Here is a 16808-nt window from a genome sequence, read left to right as displayed (position 1 = left end):
ACCGGGCCTTTCAGCGCCGGGGACGATCATCAGTCGTTCACCGCTTCTTCCTTGAGATGTTCATCGAACCACTCGATCAGCGTATTCCACCATAACTCGGCGTTCTGCGGCTTGCGGACGAAGTGATCCTCATCGGGGAAAAAGAGCAGTCTGGATTCGATACCCTGTCTCTGCAGGGCGGTAAAAAACTCCAGCCCCTGCGTATACGGGACCCTGTAATCATGTTCGCCATGAACTACAAGGCACGGTGTCCTGAATTCCGATACGAATCTGTGGGGAGAAAAGATCGAATATGTCTCCGGGTTCGTCCATGGCATCCCTTTGAATTCCCACTCGGGGAACCACAATTCCTCTGTCGCCCCGTACATGCTTTCAAGATTGTAGACACCGGCATGGGAGACGAGGCACTTGAAACGGTCTGTATGACCCTCGATCCAGTCTATCATGTAGCCTCCATACGACGCTCCCGCGGCCCCGATCCTGTCTTTGTCGATATAACTGTATTTGTCATCGGTGAGGATATAATCCATCCCGTTCATGATGTCAGTATATGGAGCGCCGCCCCAGTCACCGCTTATCGCGTCGGTGAATCCCTGTCCATATCCCGTGCTCCCGGTGAAATTGATCGTTGCCACGACGTATCCGGGAGAGGCGAACATCTGGATGTTCCACCTGAAGTGGAAATCATCCCCGAAAGCACCCTGCGGACCGCCGTGGATAAGCAGGATCATGGGGTATTTCTTCCCTTCCTCAAAGAAAGGCGGTTTTACTATCAATCCATGGACATCTCTTCCGGCGGCTCCCTTGAACCAGAATTCTTCAAGAGGATTCATTTCTATATCAGCGAGGATCTTCGCGTTGATATCAGTCAGTCTCGTTGATTTTTTGCTTTTGATCGAAATGGAGAAAAGGTCGGCTGGATGGTCGACGCTCTGCCTCAGTACGATCAGGGTCTTTCCATCGGGAGTGATCCGTATATTCGAGTCATAATTTCCAGTAAATATCTTTTCCGCGTCATCTCCCTTTGTCGTAACTTTACATATACAATAGCGCCCCCTGTCCTGTGCGTTGAACCAGATCGTCCTGCTGTCCGGAGCCCAGGTAAAATGGCTGACGCTGTAATCGAAATCCTCCGTCAGGACAATTGTCTCGGATTTTTTCCGGTCGTAGAGCATCAGTCGAAAACGGTCCGCTTCAAATCCCGGCCTCATCTGGGCGCGGTAAGCGATATATCTTCCGTCCGGAGAATAGCGCGGATCGTTGTCGTTGGAGAGGTTATGGGCAGTGATCTGTTTCGTCTTCCCCGACGTGATATCCATTATGTAGAGGTCGTTATTCGTCGAGATAGCGACGACCGGATCGGGATTCATCGAGAAGCAGAGTTCCTTCCCGTCCGGTGAGAAGGAGTAGTCCTGTTCTCCTCCAAGTGAGATGGGAGGTACGTCGGTCCTCCCCTTGTTGATCTCGACCGGATCGCCTCCCTCGAGATCGACGAGGAACAGATGGCTCCATCTTCCGTTACGCCAGTGATTCCAGTGGCGGAAAAGGAGATGGTCTATGAGCCTCGCTCTCACATTGCTTGAGCGGTCCTTTTCAAGTCGTTCCCTGTTGCAGTCCATGTCGGGGCAATCGGGGTAGACATTCGAATTGAAAGCTATCGTCTTGCCATCGGGGGCCCATACCGGATCGGATGCCCCCGTGGGGATATCTGTTATCCTGTGCCCTTCGCCACCACCGACCGGAATTATCCATATCTGTGAACTTCCGTCCCTGTCTGAGATGAAAGCGATATTTTTTCCGTCCGGGGACCATTTCGGTGAATAATCGTCGCCCTCGCTTCGAGCGAATGGCCAGGGTTCTCCCCCTTTGACCGCAACGAGATAGATATCGGTATTGGATGAGTTGTCATCCTTGTCGTACCATGAGACGGTGAATGCTATCATCTCTCCGTCAGGTGAGACTTCGTAGCTTCCGATCCGGCCCATGGAGATGAGGTCGTCGAAGGTAATGGCCCTCGGACTGTCCGTTACCGGGTGGTCGAACTGTCCCGCGGCGGATATTGACAGGGGTGCGGCGAGAAATGCCGTCATCGCCAGAAGAAAGCGGATCGATCTGGAAAAAGTCATGGAATTCTCCCTTTCATTGTGTGAATTGATGCTTTACCGTTCGCAGCGGTATTGTAAATGAAAGAGTTGCGCAAGGCAACTTTTAAGATAAGAAGCCGTAATATCTCTTGAACAGCAGTATCTGTTATGTAAGTTTATTCATGAGCGTCGCGAAGGTCCTTGAAGCAATATCGGTTTTGATCACGGAACATATCCCTGATGGAGGGGACTGATGATCGAAGTAAACGGGATTAAAAAATATTTCGGCAGCGTGAAGGCTGTCGATGGTATCAGTTTCAATGTGAAAGAAGGGGAGATCTTCGGATTTCTCGGGCCTAACGGCGCGGGTAAAACGACCACGATCTCAATGCTTTCCGGCCTGGTAAGGCCGGACGCCGGTTCTGTCAGGATCGCCGGGATGGACCTGTCGAGCGGCAGCAGGGAGGTAAGGGCCCTGATGGGAGTGATTCCGCAGGAAATCGCTCTTTATGAAGAACTTTCGGGAAGGGAAAACCTTCATTTCTGGGGAAGTCTTTACGGGCTTTCAGGGAAAAGGTTGAAAGACGAGACGGAGAGAGTCCTCGAAATGGTGGGGTTGATCGAAAGGGGAAACGACCCGGTCGGCGAATATTCAGGAGGAATGAAACGGAGGATCAATCTGTGCGCCGGGCTTCTTCACCGTCCCAGGATCATTCTTCTCGATGAACCGACCCTGGGAATCGATCCCCAGGCCCGGTTGAATCTTCTCGAAATAGTCAGGAAAGAGGCAGAGAGAGGAACGACGATAATATATACGACGCATTATCTCGAAGAAGCGGAGACCCTTTGCGACCGGATCGCAATAATAGACAATGGCAGAATACATGCCGAGGGAACGCTCAAGGAACTGACAAGGCTGGCCGGTGAAGAAGATGTGGTGACGGTGACGGGCAGTTTCCGGCCCGAGCAGATAGAATCCCTTCCCGGAGGGGCGAGGATCGACCATCTCGAAGAGGGGCGGTTAAGATTCATGGTGGCCGAAAGGGATACGATAGGGAGCGTCCTCAATCACTTTTTCTCTTCAGGGATCGGGATAGAATCGGTCTCCGTGAGGGAACCGGACCTTCAGAGCGTTTTCCTCAAATTGACCGGCAGGGAACTGAGGGATTGACAGATGAGAAAGATCCTCTGTATTTGCGGCAATGAGTTCAAAAGGCGCCTGAAGAATCCGGGCGCGATCCTTCTGATGATGTGTATCCCCCTCGTAATGACCCTGATGATAGGCCTGGTATTCGGCCGGTCGGGGGATAACAGGCTTCCCGTGATCAAAGTGCTTCTGGTGGATCTTGATAACGGTATCATGAGCAGGTTCATAAGACAGGGACTATCCGAAGACAGGCTTTCCGAGATGCTCGATATCGAGACGGTCGCGCTCGCCGAGGGCGAGGATCTGATGAGCGAGGGCAAGGCATCGGCGATGATAGTCATACCTGAAAATTTCACCAGGATGATACTCGACCGGGAAGAGGTGTCGATCAGGGTCGTAAAAAATCCTTCCGAAAGATTTCTTCCGGTCATAGTCAGGGAGATCACGGAAACTATGGCTGTGATGATCGGCGCGTTGAGAAACGTCTTCGACCGGCCGCTCCTGAACGCGAAAGATCTTTTCGAGAGCGACAGGTGGCCTTCAGCTGACAGGCTACAATCACTTCTCGATGAAGCGAGAACGGGGATACTTCTGTCCAAAGGGTATCTGGCGGATTCGCTTGTGACGCTTGCCGGAGAAACCGCCGGTGAAGGAGACAGTGATGGAAAAAGCAGCATCTTTAACGTCTTTGCCTTTGTGATGTCAGGTTCACTTATGATGGGTCTGCTCTTTACAAGCAACATCATGCTGAGGGATATCGTCAGGGAGAAGGAAAGCGGGACCCTCGCGAGGATTCTTTCTTCTCCGACCGTCGCGGCCGAGGTCGTCGGGGGCAAAGTCCTGGCAGTCTACGTTGTCACCTTTACGGCCTCTATTATTCTACTGCTCGTGTCGAAGTTCGCTTTCAGGATAGACCTCGGGGATCCTCTTGCCCTCGCCCTGCAACTCCTGGTAACGATGCTGATGATCACGGGGATCATGACCTTCTTTTTCGGCATGATCAAAAGCGCGAGAGCAGCCGACGCGATCATGTCTGTCCTGATAATCGTCATGGCTCTCTTCGGAGGATCGATGATCCCGATCGAGCAGATGGGAGCGTTGATGGGAAAGATCGGCCGGTTTTCCCCCGTCTTCTGGGCTAACGACGGATTCAAGATGATATTTCTGACAGGGGCGGGCACTGGCGACATAGCTCTCAATCTTATGATAATGGCCTCGACGGGGATAGCTACGCTGTTGCCCGGGTCGTACCTTTTCGGCAGGAGATTCCGAAATGGGTAATAAAGCAGGCAGGATGATGTCGTTTCGACTGATGGCGTCGATTGCCGCGTGCGATTTCAGGCTGACATGGAAGGATAAATCGGCACTCTTCTGGATATTCCTGATGCCGCTTTCCTTCATGTTCGTCTTTGGGCAGATCAACAGGGGAGGAGGCCCCCCTGAACCGAGGGCTCATCTGACCATAGAAAACAACGACATCGGCTTCCTCTCGAAAGACCTTATCGGGGCGCTGGGAGAGGAGAACCTGTACATAGTCGATTCTGATTCCCTTTCCCCTGACAGCGATCCGGTACGTACCCTGGTAATTCCGGAAGATTTTTCGAAGAATATCATGGCCCGCGAACGCACGAGGCTCCTTCTGAGAAAGGATGAAGGTTCGAATGCCGAAGCCGGTGAGTTTGCCTCGGTAGCCATATACCGGGGGATCATAAGGATGGTGTCGTCGATCGTCGAGGTCGAAAGCGAATACGTCGAGCGGGAGACGGGGTATTTCGGAATAAGAGGGGATACGCTTTTTGGAGACCTCCTTGACGTAACGGATAATACCGAGGGCGAGGGCTCTGTCATTGAACAGCGTATCGATTCGATCCTGTCAATTCCACAGCTTGTCACTGTCGAGTCGGAGAACGCCGGAAGGAAAAGAAAGATACCCGTCGGTTTCCAGAGTTCTGTCCCGGGCAATCTTGTCATGTTCGTCCTGATGGGAATGGTCTTCAGCGGAATAGTGATAACGGAGGAGAGGAATTCAGGGCTGCTCAGAAGGATGGGGATGACCCTGGCCGGCAAAAAAGAGGTTGTTACGGGAAAACTTCTGGGAAGGATGATGGTCAGTTCGATCCAGATAGCGGTCCTTCTGCTTATAGGGAAGTTCCTGTTCCATATCTCCATCGGTGACGATATAGTGGCGCTGGTCCTCTTGATGCTCGCCTTCGCCTTCTGCTGCGGCTCCCTTTCCATCCTTTTCGGAGCCCTCTTCAGGAATCCCGACCAGATGACAGGTGTTGCCGTTACTTTCACCCTGATCCTGTCGGCTCTTGGAGGATGCTGGTGGCCTCTTGAAGTGGTATCGAGGCCGTTCAGGATGATCGCTTATTTCCTTCCTACCGGATGGGCCATGGACGGGATACACAAGCTGATCTCATTCGGCTATACTCTGCCATCGGTAATGGGGCATATCATGGTTCTTACCCTTTTCGGACTGGTCTTCATATCCGTTGCTTCGAGGAACCTCAGGTGGGAGATGCATGGAAAATGATCTGCCCCGGAGTCATTCGGCCGAGTAGTGAAGGATCGTCCCGTTCGAACCCACGGCGTACACATCTTCAGGTCCGGTGCCCCATACGGATCTCAGCGTAGCTGCCGTTATCCTGTGGTGCGCCTGCCATTCTGATCCGTCGTAATGCATGATCACACCTTCCTGCCCCACGGCGAAGACGTCGTTCCAGGCCGTTCCCCACACCGCGTAAAGCTGCCTGTTGGTGTTGCTTTCCATCCTGCTCCACTCGACCCCGTTATAATGGATGATCTCGCCGAGATATCCTACGGCGAAGATATTGTTCCACGCCGAGCCCCATATTCCACAAAGGAGAAAATCGGTCACGCCCGACATATCTATCCATTCTCCATTTGTATAATGAAGTATCTTTCCAAGGCTGCCCACGGCCCATACGTCGTCGGGCGAAGCGGCCCAGATACCCCTGAGTATCGCCTCGGTCCCGCTGTCCATCCCGTTCCACGACAGGCCGTCGTAATGCATTATCTGTCCGAACCAGCCTGCTCCGAAGATCTCTCCTGAATAGGTTCCCGACAGGCTGTTAAGTTCTATCTGGTCGGATACCGGTTCCGATATCCATTCCAGCCCGTCGTACCTGATCATTGTTCCGCCGAACCCGGTAATATAGACTTCGTCGCCAGGGTTACCCCAGACGGCATTGAGCGAATTGACAGTAGTGTTCGGGATCATATTCCATCGGCCGTCATCAAGACTTAGCAAAGCTCCTTTCATCCCCGCCGCGTAAGCCTGATCTTCAGCCCCAGCCCAGATGCTGAAAAGGTGCTGCGAGAAGGCGTCAGGGATCTCGCCCCATAGCGATCCCGTATAGTGGAGGACCGTTCCCAGGTACCCGGCGGCGTAGAACTCCTCTTCTGAGACCGCGGTAATACCGTGAAGTTTTTCGGTTATGGTCGAGTATACGGTCGACCAGGAGATCCCGTTGAATCTGAGCAGGATCCCATGGTCGCATGAAGCGAAGATATTATCAGGACCTGTTCCCGCTATGGAAGTTATATCCTCATATGTGCCGCTGTCGACACCTGTCCATCCCTCTCCATTGAAGTGGACAATCTGGCCGTAGAGTCCAACCGCGTGTATATCGCTGGCGCCGCTTCCCCAGACAGCCCTGAGCATCCTCTGGGCCGCGCCTTCCCGGGGGGACCACGCGATTCCGTTGTAGTGATATATCGTGCCGTAATCGCCGACGACATGAATATCTTCCGCGGATGATCCCCATATCCCGTAAAGATCGGCGGAAAGACCTTCCAGCAGGATATTCTTCCAGGATGAACCGTCATAATGGATAATAGTCCCGTTATCTCCGACCGCGTAGACATTTTCCGGCGAAGATCCCCAGATCGCGTTCAGGTCATTCGATATGCCGGGGGAGATATTCTTCCATTCCGAACCATCCCAGCGGATCGCCAGTCCTGATCCTCCTACCGCTATCAGATTGTCCGGAGAAGAACCCCACATCGCTTCAACGGGCAGCGTCGTGCCGCTTTTCATTGTTTCCCAGATGCTTCCGGTGAAGTGGATTATGACCCCTTTTTCTCCGGCAGCATATATATCATCAGCTGAAAAACTCCATATTGATCTGAAGTTTCTCGAATGAGTCATGAAACTCCATGACGGTTCTACCTCGGGAGGAGTAAATGGATTCGTCGTGGAGTCGCTGCACGCGGCAAGAAAGAGAAGAGGTAGAAGAAATACGATCAGAAGACGCGGACGGTAAACTTCGGTGTTGGCAGTCATCTCTGATTCCTTTGTCTGACCTATGTTTATCACACACTATCAATTTAAAAGGTTTGATCGCGTTTCGATAATGTTTTTATCATAAAAAGATGGTTTTTTTTGGTGGAGAAAGGTTTTCAGGATGAGGCCCTGTCAGTCGCGGTATAAAAGACAAGGCCATTTTTACGATCGATCGAAAGCAGTCCCTTCGCTTTCATGATATGGAGGTGCTTGACGAGCTGCTGAAGAGGAAACCCGAGGGCGATATGCAGGTCCTCGGCGGTCGAGGGCCTCCTTTCGACTATTTTTAGGATCAGGCTTTCCGATATCGCCTTTTCATGGGCCGCTCTGGCAGGCGTGCTGGCGACGATCTCGCACCTGTCTCCGAAAAAATCCCTGATTTCTTCAAGCTTTTCCCTTCCTATCGGTTCGATCTCTTCAAGTGTCCCCGGCCTGACCGCTGTATTGAGCTGTATCGAATCGTAGCGGACGGAGTCGAGGACCGATCTGACAGCCTTGAGTTCATCCTCGCTGGAGTTGATTCCCTCTATCAGGAGGATCTCGACATTCACTTCTCCGGTAAACTGACTGAGAAATATCCCCAGTCCTTTTATTATCGACTCGAGAGCCGCATCGGGATGTGGACGGTTTATCTTCAGAAAACTTTCTTTAATTGCCGAATCAAGTGAGGGCAGGATGATATCCGCTTTCAGAAGTTCCTCTCTTACATCCTCTCTTCCCATCAGTGAGCTGTTCGTCAGGACGGCGACAGGGATATCGCAGGTCTTTTTTACCTCTTCGATCAGTTCCCCCAGCCTGCTGTAAAGAGTCGGTTCACCGGCCCCGGAGAAGGTGATCACATCCGGCTTATCGTCGATAGTGGCTATCCGCTGGCGGAATTCGGTGACGATCGAGTCAAAGGGAAAGAATTCCGCCCGGTCGCATCTAAGATCGGTCGTCTTGCCGCATTCGCAATAGACGCAGTCGAAACTGCATGTCTTGTATGGGATGACGTCGATTCCAAGGGAACGGCCAAGCCTTCTTGACGCTACCGGTCCGAATATCCTGCCCACCGGGTCTTCCTTTCCTGATCGAAGCAACGGGAATTTCGAGCTGTCCGACTTGAATTTACGGAAAAAAAGAGGATATTTCCAGTCATTGTTGGAAAAAGCTCTTTTTTTTCACTAAATCTCCGGTATTACTTGAATATTCGCTCAGTCTCATTATCATAACAGTGTTCTGTCGTGTCCCGGTCCCGCGAGGTTCCTGCGGGAGGAGGTTGGTCGTGGTCTATAATCGTTCAAAAGAATACGAAAGCAAGGTCAAGTCGATAGATGAGATCCTGAAGATCATCAAGGCGGGAAGCAGGATATTCATCGGGTCGGGAGCCGCTGAACCCCAGAGGTTGATAAAGATGCTGATCGAAAAGGGGACACAGATCCCCGATCACGAGACGATCAATCTTATAGAACTCGGGACTTCCCCATACGCCGAAGCGGTGATGAGAGGACCGTTCAAACAGAACGCGTTCTTTATAGGCGCCAACGTCAGGGACGCGGTAAATGAGGGAAGGGCTGAATATACTCCGATATTTCTTTCAGAACTGCCCGCGTTGATCCGTTCGGGCAGGCCGAAGATCGACGTGGCCTTTATCCAGGTGGCACCACCTGACAATTACGGATTCTGCTCTCTCGGGGTCTCGGTCGATGTAGTGAAAGCGGGAGCCGAAGGAGCCTCGATGGTCATCGCCGAAGTCAACAGGCAGATGCCGAGGGCGCTTGGCGACTGTTTTATCCATATCAACGATATCGATTATATCATCGAGAGCGATATGCCTCTGCTGACGTGGACTCCACCCGAAGTCGATGAAGTAGCGGAAAAGATCGGGCGAAATGTCGCCAGGCTTATAACGGATGGAGCCACGATACAGACAGGGATCGGGATGATCCCGAACGCCATCCTCTCCTTTCTAGAGAACAAGAGAGATCTTGGTATACATACCGAGATGTTCTCAGATGGCATTATCGATCTCGTCGAGTCGGGAGTGATCACCAACAGGAAAAAGACGATTCATAACGGAAAGATAATAGCGACCTTCTGCATGGGATCGCAACGGCTCTATGATTTTATCGACGATAATCCTCTGATCGAGTTCCATCCGTGCGATTACACGAACGATCCTTTCATAATAGCGAAGAATGACAAGATGATCTCGGTGAACGGCGCTATCCAGGTGGATCTGACCGGCCAGGTCTGCGCCGATTCGATAGGAGAGTATTTTTATTCGGGGATAGGGGGGCAGGTCGATTTCGTACGTGGCGCCGCCAGGTCGAAGGGGGGTAAACCGGTCATCGTGATACCTTCAACGGCCAAAGGCGATACGGTATCGAGAATAGTGCCATTCCTCGACCAGGGGGCGGGAGTGGTGACGTCGAGAGGAGACGTACACTACATAGCGACGGAATTCGGAATCGTCAATCTGCACGGCCAGAACCTGAGGGAAAGGGCCCTGGCGCTGATAAGCATCGCCCATCCCGCTTTTCGCGATGAACTCCTCGACTACGCGAAAAAACGCAACCTGGTCCACATGGACCAGATGACAATGTCGATCCCGGGAAGCGTCTACCCGGAACAGTACGAGGAAGCCCGTGTATTCGAAGGGGCGAAGATATTTTTCAGGCCGGTGAAACCGACCGATGAGGCGCTTCAGCGGGAGTTTTTTTACTCCCTCAGCGATGAATCCATGTATTTCAGGTTTTTCAACAGGATCAAGGCGATGCCCCACGAGAAGGTCCAGCCGATGGTCAATATAGATTTTCGCGAGGAGATATCGATCGTAGGCCTCCTCGGCGAAGCGGGCAACGAAGAGATGATAGCGATAGGCGGATTTAAAATGGATCCTTCCGATAACGTGGCGGAAGTCGCTTTCGTCGTGCGCGATGACTGGCAGCGGCGGGGCATAGGTTCATTCCTTATGAAAAAACTGGTCGATATCGCCAGGGAGCGGGGTCTGGAAGGATTCAAGGCCGAGGTCCTCTCCCAGAACAGGAAGATGCTCGACGTCTTTCACAAATGCGGCTATCCGGTCAGGACAAAGCTCGATGACGGATCGTACACGGTATATGTGGCTTTTTCGGAGGATCGGAAGTGATGGCGCCTGAAGGAAAGATCAAGGCAGTCTTCATGAACCCGGCGCGGATGGGCGCGTATCAGTTTACTCCCGATCATCCATTCAAACCGGAAAGACTGACGAAAGTATTCGAGATGTGCAGGGAGAGAGGGCTTTTTTCGGGTGAGGGGATAATTATCGACGAATTCGCCGAAGCGGAACCGGGGGTTCTTGAGACCTTTCATACGAAAGAGTACATTGAGATGCTCAAAAAGGCGGACAGCGGGCTCGATATCGAGATAGATATGATCTATCACGGGCTCGGAACGATGGAAAACCCGGTGTTCAAGGGAGTCTATGATTTTTCGACGATGGCGGCAACGGCGACCCTGAGGGCGGCGAGGTATGTGGCCGATGGGGCGGGAGCCGCTTTCAATCCGACGGGAGGATTCCATCATGCCCACAGCGACAGGGCATCGGGGTTCTGTTACGTCAATGATATCGTTATCGCGATAAAGGAACTTAAAAGACTGGGGAAGAGGGTAGCGTACGTCGATATCGACGCTCATCACGGAGATGGGGTCCAGGAGGCGTTCTACTCCGATCCCGAAGTCCTTACGATCTCGATCCATGAATCGGGCAAGACTCTTTTTCCCTGGGGTGGATCGGAGAAAGAGACGGGAAGCGGCCGGGGCGAAGGATTCAATATCAATATTCCCCTCGATATCGACGCTGATGACGATATCTTCAATTTTCTTTTCAGGGAGATAGCTCTCGACGCTCTCGGCCTGTTCGGACCTGAAATAATCGTCGGACAGTTCGGGATCGATTCGGTAGCGACAGATCCGTTGACTCATCTGAGGTTGACGAACAATGGTTATATCGAAGCTGTTTCAGCTCTGCATGACAGGTTTCCCGCTATCGTCGCGACAGGCGGCGGCGGATACAACATGAACGATGTCGTCAGGGGCTGGACACTTCTCTGGGCGGAACTTTCGGGGATCGGACTCGATGACGGGTATGGCGGAGCGCTTGGAGGAGTATTTCTTGGAGATTCCTCGATCAGCGGTTCTGATCTCAGAGATATGAGGATCTTTACCAGTGGACCTGCCAGGGACAGGATGGTCGAGAATGCGGACCGGCTGATCTCCTGGTACAGGGAGAATATAAGGAAGTTTCTTTAACAGGAGCAGGATGGAAGGCCAATATGGATCTCGAACTCAGCGTCGTTGAAGCGGAATTGAATTCACTTGTAAACATCATCAAAAAGATCGGGGGATTTCCCGAACTCGAAAGAGAGATCCTCGAGTCGATCAATACCGTCCATTACAACGGGGTGACGACGGAAAGAGGCCTTATAGACCTGATAAGCAGGATAGTCTGCATATCGAAACCTCCATATCTTATAGAAGAATGGGAAGAGGTCTGGGGAAATATTTTTTCACGCCTGGTCGGTTTCATCCTTTCATCAGAGCATGGGACCGAGACTATCATCTCATTTCTGTACGGACTCAAGGAGATACCGGCAGAGGCGGCGGGTGAACGGGTACTCTGCGTGAATCCCGGTTCGACATCGACGAAACTGGCGCTTTTCAGGGGACTGGTCCTCGAGGGCGAGGACGAAGTCCATATCCCTCCCGATTTCAAGGACAGTATAGACGCGCGGACTTCATCGATAATTGAGTGGATCGAATCTCGCGGAATCGGCAGGGGAGACCTTACCGGAATAGCATGCAGGGGAGGATTCGTCAGGCCTGTTCCTACCGGAACGTATTCGGTCAACGAAAGAATGGTCCATGATCTGGACCTGGCAAAGATAAATCACGCGTCCAACATGGCGATACCGATCGGATTGAAGATCAGGGAGAGATTCAACGGTGGCCAGGATCTGCTTGTCACGACGACCGATCCTGTCGGTTCGGATGAGATGAGCACGGGAGCAAGGCTCACCGGGATAAGAAAACTCCTGAGGAGCGGCAGTGGCGGCCACTATCTGAATCAGAACGCCGTGCACAGGCTTGCCTGTTCGATACTGGGAAAGCTCGACAGGGATCTGACTACCGTCGGAGCGCATATGGGCGGCGGCATGTCGGTGATGAGGCACAGCGACGGGGATGTCTGCGATCTTGAAAACGCTTTTTCGGGAGTGCCGAGCGCCAACAGGTGCGGTAACATACCGCTTGACCTTCTGATTGAAGCGTACGACCAGAGGGAGATCAGTATCCCGGAACTGAAGGAATATCTGTTTCGCAAGGGCGGCCTGATAGATCTTGCCGGGACTAATGATTTCAAGGCCCTTCTGCACTTCAGGAACACCGGCGCGCTCGATCAGCAGAGGGAGAAGATAGATCTCGTCATCGACTTTATGGCGCGGAATATTGCCGGAGCGGTCATGAAACTTTCCGCGGTCGAGGGTTCGGTCGACTTCGTCATCCTCACCGGCGGCCTGGCGAGGTCTTCGGAATTCACCGGTGCTATCAAGAGAAAACTTCTTCCGTACTTTCCGGTCGTCATCGTCCCGGGGTCGCTTGAGAACGAAGCGCTGATGGCTGGATTCCTGAGGGCGAGATTCAGGCCCGAGACGCTCAAGGATTATGTGGAGGAGCGCGACAGGCTGAACAAATTCAGGGAGTATGAAGAGGATCTTTTTGAAACCGAGATCTTCGCTCAGCCGCATCTGAGAAAGAAAGAGAACGCTCCGGTCACCAGTCTTGACGAAGTCATCTATCTTACAAGGGCGCTGGTCGCTAAATACCATACTCCGAGGATCGCGATCGTCGGGGCTGAAAACGAGGAAGCGATCGCCGCGGCGAAGCAGGCGAATGAGGAAGGCCACTATCCCGTGGCTAAATTTCTCCTTGTGGGAGACTACTACGAGATCAACAGGATCGCGTGGGATTACGACATAAAGGTAGACGGCGATAACTATACCATTGTCGATTCCAATGATCCGGTGCAGAAGTCGGTCGATCTGCTCGACAGCGGCGCGGCCGATTTTCTCATGAAGGGTGGAGTGAAGACTTCCGAGATCATGGGCGCGGCGCTGCAGTACCTGAAGAAAAGCGGGCGGATAAAAAAAGGGAATATATACAGCCATGTCGGGATATTTCAGATACCGAGCTATCCGAAACTTCTCATGGTCACCGATGCCGCTCTGATTCCGAGCCCCAGCCAGAATATAAAGAAGAAGATCCTCGAGAACGCTCTTGTCGTCGCGGGATATCTCAATATAACCGTCCCGAAGGTCGCTGTAATATCGGCAGTCGAAGTCGCCAGCCCGAGCGTTGAGTCCTCGATGCTTGCAGCTGAACTCTCTGAAGAGTACAAGGGTCGGACCGATTGCATCGTCGAGGGCCCTCTCTCTCTCGATGTGGCGATGTCTCCCCATTCGGCCATGGAAAAAAGGTACCCGGGCCAGATACGCGGCAACGCCGATATCCTGCTCATGCCTGATATCGAGGCTGGAAATGTCGTCTACAAATCGCTGACGGTATCTTCCGGCGCTTATCTCGGCGGCGCGATAGTAGGAGCCGGTGTCCCGATAGTCCTTACTTCCAGGGGGGATTCGGCCAGGTCAAAGCTCGCTTCGATCTGTCTCGCCTCCCTGATAGCGATGAGACAGGGCGATATCAGGCTGAGGGATTGATTCCCTCGAGGGATCGAGGTCCTGTCCCCATGCCGCCATCATACCGGGCTTTCACTCCGCCCGTGGTGGGCTCTATCCAGCGCATAAACGATTGAAAAATATTCCAATATATGATACACTCCAGTGTCGGACGCGGGAAAGGCATTCGTCCCGTAAAGGATGCTTTTCTTTTGTGTTTAAGCGATCAAAGTAATTCATATTTTTTCAGGGGCTTTCAGAAGGAGGTGAGACGGTGCAAGCCACGCTCCGCCGGCTGCGTTGGCGGCGGGTAGTATGAAGCAAAAGCTGCTCAAATCGGTGTAAGGAGAATCAATACAATGAAATCTAAATTGCTACTTCTCTCTCTGCTGGTCTTCGCCATTGTCGCGATGACATCGGCGGAGATCCTGGCGCAGAGGCCTGTCGCCGCCCCGAAGAATCCTGCGGCAGTATCCAGTGGAGATCCGCAGTTCGGGTATGTTCCGCCCCCGATGGACCTCTCGCACATCAAGGCTATTCCAGGCAGGTTCATGGGATTGGCCTCTACATGGGACTGGCGGGCTCTCGGCGGAGTGACTCCTGTCAAGAACCAGAACCCCTACGGCACCTGCTGGTGTTTTGCCGCGATAGGCAACCTTGAAGCGACAGTCCTTATCAATGAAAGTGTCGTGAATGATTTTTCCGAGTTCAATATCCAGTCATGCAACCCGGTCTCTCAGGATTGCAACTATGGCGGAAACGCATGGTGGACGACGAACTATCTTGCACTTCTCGGATCGGTCGATGAGACATGCGATCCTTATCCCGGCGACTGCCCGAACTCGACATGCAACAATTTCGCCTGTTCTTTCGGAAAACAGGTGACCGAGTGGAGAGTCATTCCGAACGATGTTGCCGCGATAAAAGCGGCTATTATGGCGTGGGGTCCGGTCTATACATCGATGTACGCGAGTTTTCCCGGCTTCAGCACATATGACGGGTCTTACTGCATGACTTACGTCGGTACGGAAAACACGAACCATGGAGTGCTTATCGTAGGCTGGGATGACGATATGTGCTCCGGCGCCGGCGCCTGGATCGTCAAAAATTCATGGGGCACCGGATGGGGCGACAATGGATTTTTCTATATCGAGTATGAGAACGCTCAGATCGGAAGCAACACCAACGTCATAACGGATTACAAGGAATTCGATCCGAATGAGACGATCTACTACTATGACGAAGTCGGTTGGTGGACTTCGGTCGGTTACAGCGATGGTGATGACTGGGGTATGATCGTTCTGACGCCGGCTAACGCCGACGAATACCTATACGCGGTTGATTTCTGGGCAGTGGCTGCTCCTGGAACGTATACTGTAAAGGTCTTTGACGATTTCAACGGTTCCTCCCTGTCGAACCTTCTTGCCGGCCCTATAGTAAAATCGATTTCGGAAGAAGGGTACTACAGCGTCAAACTGACGACTCCGATACCTCTCACGATGGGTGACGATATATATCTGGAAGTCGAATTCAATAACGGTTACGCCTATCCGATCCCTATGGATAACTATACTCCATGGGAGACCGGAAAGACATTCGTCAGTTCTACCGGGGCGACGTACACTTCTCTCGGGACCGACGGACACGACATGGGCGACGTGGGGATCCGCGGACGCGTAGGGCCCGAGATCGTCGCCGGGGAATGTTCGAAAGAAGGCGATCCGGGATTCTTCTTCGGTTTCTACACTACGGCGAACGTGATCAGGGGCGAGACCTATTGCGACGAAGTCGCCGCGACGAACTTCTCGTGGATATCTACCTGTAACGCGGGCGAAGACACATTTTGTCTCCATTATTCAGACGACCTCGGATGGCCGATAGTCGGAACGACATTCTCCCACGGCGAATGTTTCATAGTCGGCGACGCGAGCTACTATGTATCCGAAGTCTGCATAACAGTCCCGTGCGACGCCCAGATTGGAACGACGAACAATCTCTGCGCGCAGATGAACTACTGCGACGTCAATGGAGTATGCGCTCCCGATTGCGGAGACTGCGTGGACCCGAACACTTACGGGGGCGGCGAGCAGTATTCGCTCTCATGTTCGGAACTGATGGTAATCGAATCGCCTCCGGCGCTATATGTACTTCAGGACACCCTGTATCTGGTAGAGCAGGGCCTGACGGCGGCGTATATCCCCTTCTCGATATGCAACGGTGATCCATGCGCGGCCCCGACAGACTATAACTATTACATCACGAGCACGGGGGTCGTGGGACCTGCGATCAGCCAGAGCGGTACGATCGTCGGCGTTCCTGGCGGAAAGTGCCTTGATGTATATGGCATCATCAATGCCGGCGCGGCGGATATCTGCGATTACGACATCCTCACCATAATAGCGTGGGATATTACAGGAACGGTCTACGACACATGCGTCCAGGAGATCCATGTCGTCGAGCCTGTACCTGTTCCTCTCTTCTCGGCGCCTGTGATAACGAGCCTGGTCCTTGCCATGATCCTCACGGCAGCGATCATAATGAGAAGAAGGATGGCAGATAGCGGTTGATCCTTTCAT

General features: G+C 52.7%; 10 protein-coding genes. 7 read left to right on the top strand and 3 right to left on the bottom strand.

Translation table 11 applies throughout. The annotated features are described in order from the left end of the window. Nucleotides 1-29: 29 nt before the first annotated feature. A complete protein-coding gene (locus JW814_00990; protein ID MBN2070002.1) occupies nucleotides 30-2126 on the bottom strand; it encodes a S9 family peptidase in 2097 nt (698 codons plus the stop codon). A gap of 211 nt (nucleotides 2127-2337) precedes the next feature. Between JW814_00990 and JW814_00985 the strand changes: the two genes are divergently transcribed. The 3 genes from JW814_00985 to JW814_00975 are packed head-to-tail and all read left to right on the top strand — an operon-like array spanning nucleotide 2338 to nucleotide 5767. Further along, entirely contained in the window at nucleotides 2338-3255 is a 918-nt protein-coding gene (locus JW814_00985; protein MBN2070001.1) for an ABC transporter ATP-binding protein, read from the top strand. A 3-nt stretch (nucleotides 3256-3258) separates the two neighbouring features. Further along, nucleotides 3259-4512 (top strand): ABC transporter permease, encoded by a 1254-nt coding sequence (locus JW814_00980; GenBank protein MBN2070000.1) that lies wholly within the window; start codon nucleotides 3259-3261, stop codon nucleotides 4510-4512. After that, nucleotides 4505-5767, top strand: coding sequence for an ABC transporter permease (locus tag JW814_00975; protein MBN2069999.1), 1263 nt, complete (start codon nucleotides 4505-4507; stop codon nucleotides 5765-5767). Before JW814_00980 ends, JW814_00975 begins: the two co-directional genes overlap by 8 nt. A gap of 12 nt (nucleotides 5768-5779) precedes the next feature. Here JW814_00975 and JW814_00970 read toward each other — a convergent pair whose 3' ends face one another. Further along, nucleotides 5780-7540 (bottom strand): hypothetical protein, encoded by a 1761-nt coding sequence (locus JW814_00970; protein MBN2069998.1) that lies wholly within the window; start codon nucleotides 7538-7540, stop codon nucleotides 5780-5782. Between the two features lie 116 nt (nucleotides 7541-7656). After that, a complete protein-coding gene (locus JW814_00965; protein MBN2069997.1) occupies nucleotides 7657-8592 on the bottom strand; it encodes a radical SAM protein in 936 nt (311 codons plus the stop codon). 212 nt (nucleotides 8593-8804) lie between these two features. Between JW814_00965 and JW814_00960 the strand changes: the two genes are divergently transcribed. The 4 genes from JW814_00960 (at nucleotide 8805) to JW814_00945 (ending at nucleotide 16799) form a co-directional block, all read left to right on the top strand. Continuing rightward, complete coding sequence (locus JW814_00960; GenBank protein MBN2069996.1) at nucleotides 8805-10670, top strand: GNAT family N-acetyltransferase; 1866 nt, start codon at nucleotides 8805-8807, stop codon at nucleotides 10668-10670. Then, the gene (locus tag JW814_00955) at nucleotides 10670-11812 is read left to right on the top strand and encodes an acetoin utilization protein AcuC (protein ID MBN2069995.1); all 1143 of its coding nucleotides are present in this window, start codon (nucleotides 10670-10672) and stop codon (nucleotides 11810-11812) included. Before JW814_00960 ends, JW814_00955 begins: the two co-directional genes overlap by 1 nt. Nucleotides 11813-11835: 23 nt before the next feature. Then, the gene (locus JW814_00950) at nucleotides 11836-14274 is read left to right on the top strand and encodes a butyrate kinase (protein MBN2069994.1); all 2439 of its coding nucleotides are present in this window, start codon (nucleotides 11836-11838) and stop codon (nucleotides 14272-14274) included. Nucleotides 14275-14591: 317 nt separating this feature from the next. After that, nucleotides 14592-16799: a hypothetical protein gene (locus JW814_00945; GenBank protein ID MBN2069993.1), complete on the top strand. Its 2208-nt coding sequence runs from the start codon at nucleotides 14592-14594 to the stop codon at nucleotides 16797-16799. The last annotated feature ends 9 nt before the right edge of the window (nucleotides 16800-16808 follow it).

It is taken from the genome of Candidatus Krumholzibacteriota bacterium, assembly GCA_016932415.1.
GTDB lineage: Bacteria > Krumholzibacteriota > Krumholzibacteriia > Krumholzibacteriales > Krumholzibacteriaceae > Krumholzibacterium.
Note: the sequence above shows the minus strand (reverse complement) of the source record. Positions and strands in the feature narration are given on the sequence as shown.

Excerpts from the sequence above, each read along its gene's own strand:
- JW814_00955 (MBN2069995.1), top strand. The coding sequence starts at position 10,670 with ATGGCGCCTGAAGGAAAGATCAAGGCAGTCTTCATGAACCCGGCGCGG.
- JW814_00985 (MBN2070001.1), top strand. The coding sequence starts at position 2,338 with ATGATCGAAGTAAACGGGATTAAAAAATATTTCGGCAGCGTGAAGGCT.
- JW814_00945 (MBN2069993.1), top strand. The coding sequence starts at position 14,592 with ATGAAATCTAAATTGCTACTTCTCTCTCTGCTGGTCTTCGCCATTGTC.
- JW814_00990 (MBN2070002.1), bottom strand. The coding sequence starts at position 2,126 with ATGACTTTTTCCAGATCGATCCGCTTTCTTCTGGCGATGACGGCATTT.
- JW814_00975 (MBN2069999.1), top strand. The coding sequence starts at position 4,505 with ATGGGTAATAAAGCAGGCAGGATGATGTCGTTTCGACTGATGGCGTCG.
- JW814_00970 (MBN2069998.1), bottom strand. The coding sequence starts at position 7,540 with ATGACTGCCAACACCGAAGTTTACCGTCCGCGTCTTCTGATCGTATTT.
- JW814_00980 (MBN2070000.1), top strand. The coding sequence starts at position 3,259 with ATGAGAAAGATCCTCTGTATTTGCGGCAATGAGTTCAAAAGGCGCCTG.
- JW814_00950 (MBN2069994.1), top strand. The coding sequence starts at position 11,836 with ATGGATCTCGAACTCAGCGTCGTTGAAGCGGAATTGAATTCACTTGTA.